Here is a 14765-nt window from a genome sequence, read left to right on the forward strand (position 1 = left end):
ATGGAACTTAAGAACTATCAAAAGCGAGTCATCCAGAACCTATGCGGATACTTACGCAAATATTCCGACTGTCTTGACGCCCGGAGGGCTTATGAGAATCATCTTGCCGAGGATGGTCTCGTTGCGGGACAGGGCGGTGTTGCTTCTTATTCTGACGTTTTGCATGGATCGCCAAAAGTATGCATTAAAGTCCCAACGGGCGGAGGTAAAACCTTCATAGCCGCGAATGCGCTCTTCCCCGTTTTTGAAGAGCTTCCAGAAACGCCAGCTGATGTTGTCGTCTGGCTTGTTCCTCGCAAGGAGATTCTACGCCAAACACTTCGTCAGCTTCGTGATTCTGCGAGTGCGTTGCGTATGACGATCGATCGGGACTTTGCACACTGTGTCGAAGTGCTCGATAAGGAGGACGGGCTTCGTGGACGTGGATTCACGCGGACAACCGTCGAGGATCAACTGACAATATTCGTTCTATCTTATGACTCCTTTAAGAATAAGGACGGAAGGCGTGCTTATGCTGAGAATGCTTCACTTTCTCAGTTAACGGAATATCAGAAAGAAACTGGGCAGTATGTGGACGTAGACGGCGCTGATGATACGGCTCTAATTTCGGCGCTAGCTGGTACGAATCCCGTTGTGATTGTTGATGAGTCGCACCATGCTGGTAGCAAGCTCTCTATTGATATGCTTCGTAATCTTAATCCACGTTTTGTATTGGAACTTACAGCCACTCCGGGTAAAGATGCAAATGTTATATCGAGGGTTAAGTCGACGGAGCTGAAAGCTGAAGAGATGGTAAAGCTTCCAGTTATCGTATATCGTCGCCAAGATAAGAAGTCGGTTATCCAGGATGCTTTTCTGTTGCAACAGCAACTCGAGAATATCGCAAAGCACAGCGAAAAGAAAAGTGGTCGTTACATTCGCCCGATCGTATTGTTTCAAGCCGAGCGCAGGGGTGACAATGAAGCTGAAACTTTCGAAAAACTAAAAAGCAGACTTATTGATGCAGGAATTCCTGAAGAGCAGATTGCCGTGCGTACAGGAAGCGTTGACGAACTTGGCGACACGGACTTAATGAGTCGTGCGTGTCCTATACGTTTTGTTATCACGGTTGAGGCGCTTGCTGAAGGGTGGGATTGTCCGTTTGCCTATATTCTTGCCACTGTGGCAAACAAAAGTTCTAAAGTGAGCGTCGAGCAGCTTGTTGGCCGTATCTTGAGGCAGCCATACGCTACTAGGTATCCCGAGCGGAGCCTCAATATCTCCTATGTTCTCACATCGTCAGCTGATTTTAATCAAACGGTAGATCAGGTTATTGAAGGACTCAACGGTGCCGGCTTTTCTAAGCATGACGTCGTTGAGGGAGAGGTTACGGTGCGTCCGATTCTTCGGCCAATTCAGCCTTCTTTGGAGCAAGCATATAGGGCTTTGGATGATGATTTTGAACTTACTTTATCTGAGTTTGATGGTGGGATGGCAGAGCAAATGGGGGGCTTAGCCGTGCCTAAGTCCATTTCGGCTATTGTTGTTAATGCTGAAAACCTCGAACGTGATTTCGAGAGTAAGGTTGTTGAAGAGCAAGCGCATACATCGAATAGTACTACCGGTGTAGGGGGAGAGAAGAATATGTATGCCATTCAAGCGTCTCTTGTGGATAGTGTTAACAGACTTCTACTACCCCAGTTTCGATACCACCAACGTGCAGGACTTTTTTCAGATGAAGAAACTCTCCCATTTGATCGCAAGATGCTTTTGCAAAACTTTAATCTTGCATCGTGTGGAACCGGATGCGTCAATATTGATTCATCGGGTTTTGAGGGCGCTCGAGAAGTTGATATTTACGATGATTCAGGTGAGTTAAGGGTTAAACAGCTTGGTGTTCAACAAAGTGCCGATCTCAGGTCGCTCTTTGCTCGTTACACGCAAACATCCAAGAGATCAGAAATGTGTAACGGGATTATCAATTGTATGTCTATACAATTCCAAAATACCTACGGTGATAAAGGACTGAAAAACTTTGTATCTCGAGTTGTTGATCAAATGGATGACTCACAAGTGGATGCTTATATTGATAACGCTTCGCGGTATGCGAAAGCTATTGTCGAAGCGATATCTCAGCTTTCTGCGAACCATTGTAGAGAGCAATTTGAAAAACAAATCGACTCCGGACTGATTACTTTGGAGTGTTGTTATCAATTCCCTTTGAGAATCTTGCAAACTAACCCGCTTACAATTTATGACCATTCCTTGTATGAGGCGGAGGATGCTAATCTTACGGAAATCGAGCGCAAAATGGCCGAAACCCTTGCTAATTGCGAAACTATTCGCTGGTGGCATCGTGTTGTGGAGAGAAAAGAGGGAGAGTTCTTTATCAATGGATTTATCAACCATTACCCCGATTTTCTTGCAATGACGCAAGGCGGGCTCATTTTAGCCATTGAGACCAAAGGGGAGCAACTTAAGAATGACGATAGCCGAGCTAAACTAGACCTTGGCACTCGTTGGGCTATGATGGCTGGCTCGAACTATCGCTACTTTATGGTTTTTGATCACGATGCAATTGATGCAAGTAGTTCTTATACGCTCGCAGAATTTAAGACGCAGATACTTGGGCTGATGAGATAGATTGATAATTTGCTCGAATCTGATTTCTTTACGGGCTTGTTTACATAGAGCTTTCAAGACAGTTGTTCGGTGCTTTAAATCATTTCAGTTTGGGTGTGCTCTTGGATGTGGGAAATGATTGTGCACGTGTTTGGTGGATGTGCTGTAAACCCTCGTGATGATTTGCTTTCTCGCTACAAGGGTTTACAGAATCTTCTCCGTAGTACTTCTATATACTTTGATGTTGTTAATTGGTCAAAGTCACCCCTTTTTAATGCTCACATATAAGTTAATATTTGTACTCCCTTTTGTTGACTAAGGAGTCGGCAAAAGCCCCTTTATAATAGAAGAGTACTTCCTGCTAAAAGCTTTTAACCTGCGACTGACGGTTTTGCGCGCATTGCCGTCTTCGTCGGTGGAACATAATAGATAAAGAAGTCCACGCCCCTCAAGCTCTTTATTGTTCGTCGCCTTTAATGCGTCAATGAATCTTGAAACTAACTTCTCTTTTTCTTCCTTATCAATAAGAGTTGCCGATCCAGCGAAAAGACACAACTTGGCTAAAATAGCGTCTTCTCGGTCAGGCATCTCTTCATGAAGGAGTTGTTCTATCTGAGGTTTCAAGAAGACACTACAATAGGATTCTGAGGCAATCGACAATAGCACTAGATCAGCGAAAATGGGAGGCATGTCCGGGTCTTCTTTGGATGCATACTCTAAAAAGGAATTCCTAATAGTTTGTTCATAGCTGCTTGATTGTAATAAGCCCTCAATTTTTACTGCTGTTCGCGAATGCCAACACGCTTGCAGAAGTCTTCCACTTCGCATTTTACAAACTAACGCGAATGGCTGATCGTCCTCATAATCAAATATTTGGTTAAGAAATGACAAAATCATGCTCTTCTTCAAGCCAAAAAAATAAAACGCAATATCAGTCCAGAAAGGGTTGAAATATAAATCTAACGCAGTGGATACATTTTCATGGTATTCATTTGGACTAATGTGCAGCTGATATGCTGCAAAGAACTCTAAAAAGGATCTGTGCCTAAAATGAAGAGACCCATCCTTTTCGTCAATGATAACCAGAGAGGATCGTTTAAGTTCATCGAGAAGGCTCTCCCAATTTTCCCAGGGCCAATCAAAATCCGAGAAGTATTTTTCTCCAAAATCATAAAATGCCTTCATTGATATCGAGTCGACATTTTGTTGAACAAAATACTCATATGCCAATTCTGCCAAAAATCTTTTTTTGAGTTCATATTCAAAATAAAACTTCGATTCCTTTTTCTTTGTCATGCTTTCCAAGTACAGTATCTGTATATCGCTCATAAAGTTCAGTCAAAGATGCTGGTACCTCCTGATGTTCTTCAATGATGTCGATAAGTAAGAATATAGCAAGCGGGGTTAACTCAAAGTTGTTACGCATCTGCGATATACCGGTTTTCAGCGATTGGGATAAAGCTTGATCAGAAATAACTCTCTCGCATAATGCCAAAGCTTGACCTGTATTCATGGGTCCGATCTCATAGCATGCCCAATTCACTGTCTCGAAATAATTTCCACGTCGTGACGATATAAGAACAGGGAGATTTTTAGTTAGAGAAAGTTCATTCAAAAGAGGAATTAATTTTGACCTGTCGGGTGGACTTAACTCGTCAAGGCCGTCTATGAAGACTGCATTAATTGACAAGGCTTCGGGTAAGTCACGATAGCGAGTCTCTGCAACTCCTAAACGCATCGATTGTTAGTTTTCTTAAAGTGGAAGATTTTCCGCATCCAGCTTCTCCCACCAAAGCTACCTGTTTTTCCTTTTCTAATACGCGCATAATGTCGGCTGTTTTAATTGCACTAGTCTTTGTAATTGGTTCGAGTCGGTTATTTACGCTAATACTGACTTAGTATTTCCAATATATGAATTTCATCAATGCCATTCGAGGTATAAGGGTGACATAGAGCCATCTCAATCTGACTCTTTATAGTGTCAATTGGGCCATTTGCCTTACCGGTAATATTTCCACATTTAACTATTACTGCGCGAGCGGTAGTACTGATTAAGTCTCTTCGAAGAAGAACTAAATCTTTTCCTAATTCATTAGGTCCATGAGTAATACTTCAAGATTCGAATCCATTGAAGAAAAAAGCACTTTAAGATGCTTGTGAAGAGTTGTTTCCGGTTGATCAGCAATGATGTTTTTTCGCTTATCGAAAGGCAACGATTGGGCTTCAGCAACGAGCCGAGATTGACTAATGGTATTTTTGCCTGGCGATTCCAAACCGTCCATTCATTCCTCTTAGCAATACTACAATTTATCTTACGGGATTGGTTCATGGTTGAGAGCTATTCCCATTCTACAAAAGAAAAGTGGTCTGTTTTTGCAATTCTGCTCTTGGTCTATCCGTGGTTACTTCCTGTTATCGATCGTATCCCGACGGCTCCTTCAAGAGAAAACTCATTTCAAACTCGACCGTTTCGTGCATTATCGTTGCATGAGTTTTTGACTTGAGTTTAGCGATAGACGATTATGTTGCGTGATCTGCCGAAACCTCTTATTTCTGATACGACGGCACTTCTCGTTTGGCCAGGGTTTACCCAAAGATGCATCGAGGAGGGTGTCTCGCTTGCCAGTGCCGACTGTCTAATTGTCATTCTTAAGGAAACTCAAAGGAGTGTTTCTGCTGTTCACGATGCCTTCTTCATTACTCCTGTGCAAACTCGCAATGCTTTTGGGGTTCGACTTGGATTGGACGTTACGGGCTGCCGAGCCTTTAATGGCCGGGATTGGGCGCGCAAGTTCGATAGCGTTTGCGCTCCATGCTACTCGCGCGACTGAAAGGCATTTGCTAAATGCGCGCTACCTGAGCTGTTTGCGGCTCGGTACCCTGAGGGCGATCGTCCGAAGGCTGCCGCGAAGGCGGCGGAGAACTTGCTCGGGTTGCGATATCCCACGGAGAGTGCAATGTCCGATATGCTTTTATCGGTTGCGCCAAGAAGCTGGGCGGCACGTTCCATGCGGCATTGGCGGCGGTATGCCATCGGCGTGATCCCGAACGTCTTCGTGAACTTTTCCTTGAAGGCGGATATGCCCATGCATGACGCCTCCGCCACATCTGCCACTGCGACGTTCTGCTCGAGATTCGATCCGAGAAGCCTCATGCCCCTTTCAAGAGAGTCGATAGTACTTCTTTGCAGATAGTCTTCTGTTCGCGGGGCAAGACGAGGGGTCGCGTTGACAAGAGAGATGAGTTCGAGCGCTTTGAGACGCAGCCGCATCAGCGGTTCCCGTTCGTCGATATCCCAAAACGATTCGAGAAGAGCCTTCATTGAGGGGTCGGGCGCATAGATCTTGCAGCCGCTCGACCCTGTGAGCCGCTGCGCAAGGGCATCGAAGTCGAGGGAGAGGAGGCGGGAGAGAACCTCCGCTCCCTCTGACTGGCTGATTCTGATGGTAAATCCTGTGTACAGCGGCGCGGGAAACCTCATGGAGCGCTTTCTCACCCGCTCGTCATGCACGGCAAGCTCACCGTCTCCGAGGCGGATGCCGTCGTCAAGTTGGAACCGACCGCGCAAGCACCAGTCAATCTGGAGCTCGAGCGGCTCGATGTCGTCCCATGACGCGGTGCCTTGGGGGATGCTGTTGAACGCCAGGGAAACGCCGTTGAAGAGCTCGAACGCATCAATGACGCCCGCCTCGCTGTTGTCCATGCGCAGATGGTATCGAATGGACGCCCCGTCCGCTCTGACGGCGCGCAGCTTGTCGGCGTTTCTCTTTGCGAGTATGTCGAACACTGTCATAGCTTCACTCCTTCTGCCGCGAAGAAGGAGTCTTGCGGATTGGCGGATCCTCTTCTCCTGTATGGTATTTCGACCAGAAGAAGGACGCTAGCCGGCTGATGCCGCTTTCTTCGAGCGGGTAAGTCTCCGTGATTCTCCCCCTGTCCATTACGGCGACGTGCGTGCAGCACGATAGCGCGAACTCCGGATCGTGCGTGATGACGACCTGCGTGATGCCCCGTTCACGCACGCGGCGGATGCCTTCGGCGACCTGTCGCATGTGGAAGAGGTCGAGACCGCTCGTCGGCTCGTCGTAGACGACGAGCGCCCGGTTGGTGGCAAGCGCTTGGGCGATTGCGACGCGCTGGCGTTGCCCGCCCGAAAGCGACAGTGGGTGATCTTCGGCGAACGGATCGAGGTCGAGGTCGCGCAGGATGTCGAGGCCGCGTTGTTGCCGGTCGGGTCCTTCCATGCCGAGCGTCACCTCGTCGAGCACGCTTTCCGAGAAGAGCTGGTGGCTCGCATCCTGCATGACCATGAAGCACGTGCGCCTGCGAGCGCGCTTTCCCAGACGAGTTCCGTCCAAAGTTACGGTTCCGTCGCATCGGTTGAGGCCGCATACGGCTTCGGCGAACGTCGACTTTCCAGCGCCGCATGCGCCGACAAGCGCCGTGATGCTTCCGGCGGGAAGCTCGAGGCTGGCGATCTCGAGGGTTTTCTCGAGGACTCCGTTTTTCCGGAAGCGTGCTGTCAGGTTCTCGAAGCGCACCACGTTTTTTCCGAGCGTTGCCTTTTGCGCATTGGACATCGCTGGGGTGCCACAGCAACCGCTGTTTCGGAAGATGTCGTCGATGCTTCGTGCGCGCAGACCGAGCTGTATGCGCTCGGCGTCGTCGAGCCGCGCGAACTCCTCAGCCGTCCATCGGTGCGCGAGGCGGCCGTTTTCGAGGTAAAGCACGTGATCCACAATTCCTTCGAGGTAGTGGAGCCGGTGCTCCGCCACGAGCACGGCGACCCCTTCGGTCTTCCAGCGCGCGATGGCCGATCGAAGCTGTACGATCGCCTCGAAGTCGAGGTTGGACGACGGTTCGTCCAGCACGATGAGCGCGGGAGACGTAGCCGCGGCGCTTGAACACGCCACGCGCTGCTTCTGACCGCCCGAGAGAGAAAAGAGGCTTTCGTCGATCAGGGGTGTTAGATTGAACTCCTTTGCCGCGGCGTCCACCCGCCGTTCGATGTCGGCAGGCTCGAATCCCAAGTTCTCGCACCCGAAGGCTATTTCTCCTCGGACACCCACGCTGTAGAACTGGGTTTTGGGATTCTGAAAGACGCTGCCGACGAATCGCGCGGTTTCCCAGAGCTGCGCGTGTGCGACATCGAGGCCGCACACGCGCACGGTGCCGGTTTCCGACCCTTCGTAGAAATGCGGGGCGAGGCCGTTCGCGAGCCGCGTGACGGTGGTCTTGCCGCAGCCGGAGCGTCCGCACAGCAGAGCCACCTCGCCCTTCCCGAGCGACAGGGAAATTCCCTCGACGCCCGATCCGGAGCGCCCTCCTGCATAGGAGAACGAAACGTCGTCCATGAAAAGAACGGGAGCCTCGGTCTTCGTTTCTTTTTTCATGCGATCGCCCCCGGGAAAGCAAGGCCCAAAGCGAGGATTGCCGTTGCGGCAAGCGACGCGGCGATAACCGCCGCATCGACCGGCGTGAACCCGATGCTAGCGATGTTCGTCCTCGGCCAGGGCGCGCCGAGACCCCTGGCCAGCGCGGCCGCGGATAAGTCTTCGCCGATGGAGACGGCGCAGCTCATGAGCGGAACCAGACAGTTCTCCGCATAGGCGAACCCGCGGGAGGTCGGGGTGATGTTTCGCATCCGCATGGCGGAGTTGATCGCCCGCGCTTCTTGGCCGAGCGTGGGGAAGAACCTGAACAGCACCGACAGCGGGATGGTAATCCAGTCGGGCATGCGCATGCGCGCCATGGCCGCCATGAACTCGGATACCGTCGTCGTGGCGAACACGAAGTACGCGAGCGCGAGCGTGGGCACGAAGCGGGAGACCACCGTCGCCGTTGCCACGATGACCGTGCTCGCCATGCCTTCAAGCGCGGGCGCGGCGAACGCAGCGAGCGCGTAGGTCCCAAGATACGCCGCGAGCATGAGCCCCGCTGCGCGTGTGCGCCCCGATATCGCGAGCAAACCGAAGGGGAACAGCAGCATCGCCGTGCGCACGGCGAACATCGCGCCCCCGTTTCCTCCGAGCAGGAGCACCGTCGAGACTGCGAACAGCATCACCATCTTCGTGCGCGGGTCGAGCCGCACTGTCCGCTCTCCCGCATTTGACCGAAGCAGCTCCATCGTCCAAGACCCTCTCGTGACGTTTCTACGCGATGCCTGCGCGCTTGAAGTGCTTCTTTAGGACGGCGCGTCCTATGAAGCCGCCGATGATTCCTGCGACGAAGCATGCTACGAGCAGGATCGGATAGAGCTCCGGTTGCAGGTAGGTCATGAGTTCGTTCACGTAGGCGTCGCCGTATTGAGCGCGCACGGTGGGCAGGTACGTGTCGGCGGTGAGGAGGAAGGGGAGGAAGTTGCCGATGATCCAGCAACTGAATATGCCGTGAGACAGGATGGCGCGCGATGCCGACGCATAGCCGCCTGATTTCCAGACGAGGTCGGCGATAAGCCCGAAAACGAGACCCGTCGCGATGGAGAAGTATCCCATACCGGTGATGAACATGATGATGCCGATGAGCAGGCCGAGTATCGTGATCATTCCGAACTTGCGGGCGCGCGTGAGGAAAAGCATGTACGGGATGCCCGCGACGAGCGGAACGATTCCGCAAATCGCCGCCATGAGGATGGGGATGAACCCCAGGCACGCCACGGCAAACACGACGACGAAGTAGATCGCCGTGAAGATGCCTATGTTGATGAGATCTTTTCCTACGAGTCTCCCTCCCGTTTTCGACGTGGAAGCGGATGCGTTCCCAGTGATTTTCATGTGCGAATCCTTTCCCGTGCGGCTCTTCGGCCGCCGCATCTTCTATGAAGTTAGCCATATGCAACAACAATCCATTTTGGCGAATACGCACAGAGCTGCAACTCCGAATAGCCGCGCGTGCTCTAAAAGGCCGCACGTCCTGTAGGGCGGGAGGGTTCGATTCGCGGGCGTTCGGGACGGCGCCGCCACTGCGTGGGGGAACAGCCGAACGTTCGGCGAAATGCCTCGTCGAACGCCGAGGTGCGCGCGTATCCCACCGCGCGCGCTATGCGCGCCACGTCCGCCTCCCCGGAGCCGAGCAGGCTGCAGGCGGCTCCCATACGCTCCGCCCGAAGGCGCTCTGCCACGCCCATCCCTCGCACGTTCCTGAAAGCGTCGTAGAGACGCGAGCGGCTCACGAAAAGCTCGTCTGCGATCGCCTTTACGGTGAGCCCCTCGGAAAACCGCGCCGAGATGATCTCCTCTGCCCGCTCCACGATCGCGCGGTCCGTCCGCCCCGCTTCGTCTTCGACCCAAGTGCGGGAACGGGCCAAGAGGGCGGTTGCCGTTTCGAGCGCTTTCGCGTGAAAATACGGCGCCGCTCCGGGCCGCGACGCCCGTTCGGGGGTGAACGACCTGAGAATGGAGAGCATCTCGGCGGGAGGGCCCGCAGGATCAAGTGCGCGCATCGTGTCCTCCGTGTTTCCGAAATCGTCGGGGAATCTCTTTTTCAAACCCTCAAAGTAACCGGGCGTGTAGGTGAGGCTCGTCGACTCGTAAAGGGCTCCCGCCTGCATCAGGCAGCGCGTGGTTCCTCCCGCCTGGGAGAACGAGACGACGTTCTCGCGCTCCGCGACCGCTTGGGCGGGCGCATTCGGCAGCGAGCGAAGCGTCGCCGACGATCCCGAGAAGACGCAGAAGAAGTCCGTCGGGCGCTCCTCGAGGATGAGCGGTTTCTTCAGGCGAATCGAATGCATACTGACGAGGCACTCCTCGCCGAGCGCCGCCGTCCAGAGAAACCCTTCGCCGAGCGATTCCGGAAGCGTTGCGTACAGACCGCAGCGAACGGATTCCATCCTGAGGGACAGTTGCTCTATCTGCGGTTCCACGAACGTCCGCAAATGCTGCGGGATAGCTGCTCGTAGTGCGCTCATACTCGATCTCCTGCGGTTTCGCGATTGTCCGAATTCGTTTCGAGAACGTCTCCGTTTCCAGGACGTGAAAACGGAGAACCCATGCGTGATGATATGTTAACTGCAACTAACTATCAAGTGCGTCGAAGACGACGGTTTCATCGGGGAGGCGCACGGGATCAAGATCGGAGGTTTCGTATGGACAAAAAGGAGGAGCCATCCCGCAGACGCAGCGCCGTGTCGCGGCTGCTCGATTTCGCCGGGCCGCGCAAAGCACTCACCTACCTGGGTTGCACGCTTTCCGCGATCTCCATGGTCGTGGGGTTCGGGCCCTACGTGTGCATCTGGCTGGTGGCGCGCGACCTTATCGCCGTGGCTCCCAACTGGAGCACGGCTACGAGTATCGCGGTGTACGGATGGTGGGCGCTCGGGCTTTCCGTCGCGTCTATCCTGCTGTACTTCGCAGGACTCATGTGCACGCATCTGGCGGCGTTTCGCTGCGCGGCGAACATGCGCAAGAGGGCGACCGAGCATCTGATGCACACGAGCCTGGGGTATTTCGACACGCATGCGAGTGGTGCGCTGCGGCGCGTGGTTGATGGCTGCGCGGCGGAGACAGAGGGAATGCTTGCCCACAAGCTGCCCGATACCGCTGGTTCGGTGGCGATGATCGTGGGCATGCTGGTACTGTTTTTCGTGTTCGACTGGCGGCTGGGTCTTGCATGCCTGGTGCCGGTGATCCTTTCGCTCATTTGCATGTTCTACATGATGGGCGGGCGCGGTATGGAATTCATGACGAAGTACATGGAATCTCTCGTCAAGATGAACAAGACGGGCACCGAGTACGTACGCGGCATCCCCGTGGTGAAGGTGTTCCAGCAGACGGTGCACTCATTCAAGGCGTTCCATGATGCCATTGAGGAGTTCACCCGTCTTGCGCAGGACTATGCGGTGAGATGGTGTCGCACGCCGCAGTCATTATCGCTGACCATCATCAACGGTGTGGCGCTGTTCTTGGTGCCGGTGGCCATTCTTCTGGCGCCGGGTGAAGGCGATTTTGGCGCGTTTCTGGCCAACTTCGCGTTCTACGCCATCTTTTCGGCGGTCATCCCCACTGCCATGACGCGCGTGATGTTCATGTCGGATGCGCTGCAGTCGGCCACCGATGCGGTGAACCGCGTGGAAGAGGTGCTGGCGGCTCCGATGATAAAGGCACCCGCCGCGCCGAAGGAGCCGGTCGATAACTCCATCGTGTTCGACGACGTTAGCTTCACTTACGAAGGAGTCAACGAGCGCGCGCTGTCCCATGTGAGCTTCAGCGTGCCGGCGGGGTCGACCGTGGCGCTGGTGGGGCCGTCCGGCGGAGGCAAAACCACGGCGACCAGCCTGGTGCCTCGTTTTTGGGACGTATGCGCGGGGCGCGTGCTGGTGGGCGGCGTGGATGTGCGGAGCATGGACCCGCACAGACTGATGGAGCACGTTGCGTTCGTGTTCCAGGCAAACCACCTGTTCAAGCAGAGCGTGCTTGAGAACGTGCGCGCGGCGCGGCCCGATGCTACGCGCGAAGAGGTCGCCCGCGCGCTTTCCGCCGCCCAATGCGACGACATTATAGAGAAGCTGCCTGACGGCGTAGATACCGTATACGGCGCGGCGGGCGCTCATTTCTCCGGCGGCGAGGTGCAGCGGCTCATGCTGGCGCGAGCCATTATGAAAGATGCGCCCATTGTGGTGCTGGACGAGGCCACGGCCTTCGCCGATCCGGAAAACGAGGCCAAGATACAAAAGGCTTTCTCCGAGCTGGCGAGTGGGCGCAGTGGCGAGAAGCGCACCGTGTTGATGGTGGCGCACCGACTTTCCACCGTACGCAAGGCCGACAAGATCGTGGTGCTGGATGCCGGACGTGTGGCGGAACAGGGGACCCACGACGAGCTGCTGGCGGCGGGTGGCCTGTACGCACGTATGTGGGCGGACTACGAGCGCGCTGTCAGCTGGAAAATCACGTCCGAGGAGGTGGCGTAGATGTCTATCAAAGAGAAATACGGCCTCACCGACGAGGGCGTGCGCAATGTCAAGCTGGGTGCCGCGTGGACGGCGATATCGAACATCGCGGTGTTTGCGGGCGTGGGAATCCTATTCCTCGCGATGGGGGCGTTTGTCGACCATGTGATAGGAGGCGCGCCGCTGCCCGATCTTCTGCCGTATCTGGCGGGGCTTGTCGTGTTCATAGTGGTGCTGTTCGTCACCGAGTACTTCGCCTACTACTACCAGTACGGCGTCATCTACAACGAGAGCGGCCGGCAGCGCATCGGGCTGGCTGAGCGTCTACGGAAGCTCCCGCTGTCGTTTTTCGGGCGGCGCGATCTGGCCGACCTCACCGAGACCATCATGGGTGACGTGAAAACCATCGAGCATGCCTACAGCCATGTGCTGCCCGAGCTGTACGGCGCCTACATCATGCTGGGCGTGGCGGCGGCGGGGTTGCTGGTGTTCGACTGGCGACTGGCCATCGCGGCGCTGTGGAGCGCGCCGGTAGCGCTGGGGCTGCTGTTCGGCGCGCGGGGCATCCTGGCGCCGCTCGTGCGCGAGACGCGTATGAGGAACATTGTCGTGTCCGACGACATCCAGGAAGCACTTGAATGCGTGCGCGAAGTGCGCGCCACCAACCAGGAGGAACGCTATCTTGAACATATCCGCGCCGACGTGGACGCTGCCGAAAAGCAGACCATCAAAGGCGAGCTTATGATGGGCGTCTTTGTAAACGGCGCGCAGATCGTGCTGCGCCTGGGGCTTGCCACCACAATCTTGGCGGGCGCTGCGTTCGTGCTCGACGGCACCTGCAGCTTCATGACGCTGTTCTGCTTCTTGCTGGTGGTGTCTCGCATCTACGCGCCGTTCGACCAGTGTCTCATGCTCATCGCCGAGCTGTTCGCGGCCAAAACAGCGAGCGCTCGTATGAAGAGTTTCTTCGAGGAACCCCTGGCTCAAGGAGGCAACGATTACGCACCGCAGGGTCACGACGTCGTGTTCGACGACGTGTCGTTTTCCTATGACGGCGGCGATCGGGTTCTCTCGCACGTGCAATTCACGGCGCGCGAGGGCGAGGTCACTGCTCTCGTAGGACCTAGCGGAAGCGGCAAGTCGACGTGCGCGAAGCTCGTGTGCCGCTTCTGGGACGCAACGTCCGGCCGCGTGACCGTAGGCGGCGTAGACGTGGCGACGGTCGACCCCGAGGTACTGCTGGGGGACTTTTCCATGGTGTTCCAGGACGTCGTGCTGTTCGACGACACCGTAATGGGCAATATTCGCCTGGGCAGACGCGGCGCATCCGACGAGGAAGTGCTCGCCGCGGCGCGGGCTGCCAACTGCGATGAGTTCGTCTCCCGCATGCCACAGGGCTACGCCACGATGATCGGCGAGAACGGGGCGCGCCTTTCCGGCGGCGAGCGCCAGCGGATCTCAATTGCGCGGGCGTTGCTCAAGGGCGCGCCTATCGTATTGCTCGACGAGGCGACCGCGTCGCTTGACGTGGAGAACGAGACGGAGGTGCAGCAGGCACTCTCGAGGCTGCTCGCCGGTAAGACTGTCATCGTGATCGCCCATCGCATGCGCACGGTGGCGAACGCCGACAAGGTGGTGGTGCTCGACTCCGGACGTGTTGTCGAGCAGGGCACCCCGATCGGGCTTATGGAGCGGGACGGCCTGTTCGCCCGCATGGTCCGTCTTCAGCAGGAAAGCGCCCAATGGGCCCTATAGGGAATCGTCGTGGTTCTGACGAGGGTTCTGCCCGTCTCCGCATCCGTGATTCCTCCGAGGACTACCTCGAGGCTATCCTCATCATCCACGCCGAGCGCGGGCACTGCCGAAACGTCGACATCGCGGAGCATATGGGCGTCACCAAGCCGAGCGTGACCAAGGCGCTCGTCAACCTGGCGCAAAAGGGCCTTGTTGACGTCGTCGACCGCGACGCGAGGCTCACTTCCGAAGGGCGCCGCCTCGCCGAGGAGACGCTCGCCAAGCACCGTTTCTTCAAGCGGCTGCTCTGCGACGCCGGGGTGGATGCGGAAGTCGCGTCAGAGGAGGCGTGCCGCATGGAGCACTGCATATCCGACCCTTCCTTCCGTCGCCTTGCGGACCATCTTGCGGACCTGCGGGAGCAGGGCAAGAACGGGTGACCGGTCGGGCGTCCGCGAGCCCAGGCAAAACTTATTGAATTCGGCGGCGCACGCAGCCAGTACGGCTGGCGGCATGCGCCGCTTTCGCCCGCCCGGCGGCCCTCGTG

General features: G+C 55.3%; 12 protein-coding genes. 4 read left to right on the forward strand and 8 right to left on the reverse strand.

All coding sequences use genetic code 11. From position 1 onward, the window contains the following. Positions 1-2622 carry a DEAD/DEAH box helicase gene (locus tag QNJ86_RS06930; protein WP_283831878.1) on the forward strand — a complete coding sequence of 874 codons (2622 nt, stop codon included), beginning with the start codon at positions 1-3 and terminating at the stop codon, positions 2620-2622. A gap of 294 nt (positions 2623-2916) precedes the next feature. Here the strand turns inward: QNJ86_RS06930 and QNJ86_RS06935 are convergent, their stop codons facing one another. The 8 genes from QNJ86_RS06935 to QNJ86_RS06970 form a co-directional block, all read right to left on the reverse strand. Then, complete coding sequence (locus tag QNJ86_RS06935; RefSeq protein WP_283831879.1) at positions 2917-3897, reverse strand: hypothetical protein; 981 nt, start codon at positions 3895-3897, stop codon at positions 2917-2919. After that, complete coding sequence (locus tag QNJ86_RS06940; RefSeq protein ID WP_283831880.1) at positions 3863-4339, reverse strand: hypothetical protein; 477 nt, start codon at positions 4337-4339, stop codon at positions 3863-3865. The genes QNJ86_RS06935 and QNJ86_RS06940 overlap by 35 nt, the downstream gene beginning before the upstream one ends. 346 nt (positions 4340-4685) lie before the next feature. Continuing rightward, entirely contained in the window at positions 4686-4883 is a 198-nt protein-coding gene (locus QNJ86_RS06945; protein ID WP_283831881.1) for a hypothetical protein, read from the reverse strand. Between the two features lie 533 nt (positions 4884-5416). Then, positions 5417-6394, reverse strand: coding sequence for a helix-turn-helix transcriptional regulator (locus tag QNJ86_RS06950; protein WP_283831882.1), 978 nt, complete (start codon positions 6392-6394; stop codon positions 5417-5419). A gap of 4 nt (positions 6395-6398) precedes the next feature. Then, a complete protein-coding gene (locus tag QNJ86_RS06955; RefSeq protein WP_283831883.1) occupies positions 6399-7994 on the reverse strand; it encodes an ABC transporter ATP-binding protein in 1596 nt (531 codons plus the stop codon). Beyond that, positions 7991-8728: an energy-coupling factor transporter transmembrane component T gene (locus QNJ86_RS06960; RefSeq protein WP_283831884.1), complete on the reverse strand. Its 738-nt coding sequence runs from the start codon at positions 8726-8728 to the stop codon at positions 7991-7993. Before QNJ86_RS06960 ends, QNJ86_RS06955 begins: the two co-directional genes overlap by 4 nt. A gap of 25 nt (positions 8729-8753) precedes the next feature. Further along, positions 8754-9374, reverse strand: coding sequence for an MptD family putative ECF transporter S component (locus tag QNJ86_RS06965; RefSeq protein WP_283831885.1), 621 nt, complete (start codon positions 9372-9374; stop codon positions 8754-8756). A gap of 122 nt (positions 9375-9496) precedes the next feature. Next, complete coding sequence (locus QNJ86_RS06970; RefSeq protein WP_283831886.1) at positions 9497-10507, reverse strand: AraC family transcriptional regulator; 1011 nt, start codon at positions 10505-10507, stop codon at positions 9497-9499. 177 nt (positions 10508-10684) lie between these two features. Between QNJ86_RS06970 and QNJ86_RS06975 the strand changes: the two genes are divergently transcribed. From QNJ86_RS06975 to QNJ86_RS06985, 3 genes are read left to right on the forward strand one after another with little or no spacing between them, the layout of a single operon-like run. Next, a complete protein-coding gene (locus tag QNJ86_RS06975; protein ID WP_283831887.1) occupies positions 10685-12505 on the forward strand; it encodes an ABC transporter ATP-binding protein in 1821 nt (606 codons plus the stop codon). Continuing rightward, a complete protein-coding gene (locus tag QNJ86_RS06980; RefSeq protein ID WP_283831888.1) occupies positions 12506-14239 on the forward strand; it encodes an ABC transporter ATP-binding protein in 1734 nt (577 codons plus the stop codon). Continuing rightward, on the forward strand, positions 14227-14658 hold the full coding sequence (locus tag QNJ86_RS06985; protein WP_283831889.1) for a metal-dependent transcriptional regulator: 432 nt from the start codon (positions 14227-14229) through the stop codon (positions 14656-14658). The genes QNJ86_RS06980 and QNJ86_RS06985 overlap by 13 nt, the downstream gene beginning before the upstream one ends. Positions 14659-14765: the final 107 nt, after the last annotated feature.

It is taken from the genome of Gordonibacter faecis, assembly GCF_030077735.1.
GTDB classification, from domain to species: Bacteria; Actinomycetota; Coriobacteriia; order Coriobacteriales; family Eggerthellaceae; genus Gordonibacter; species Gordonibacter faecis.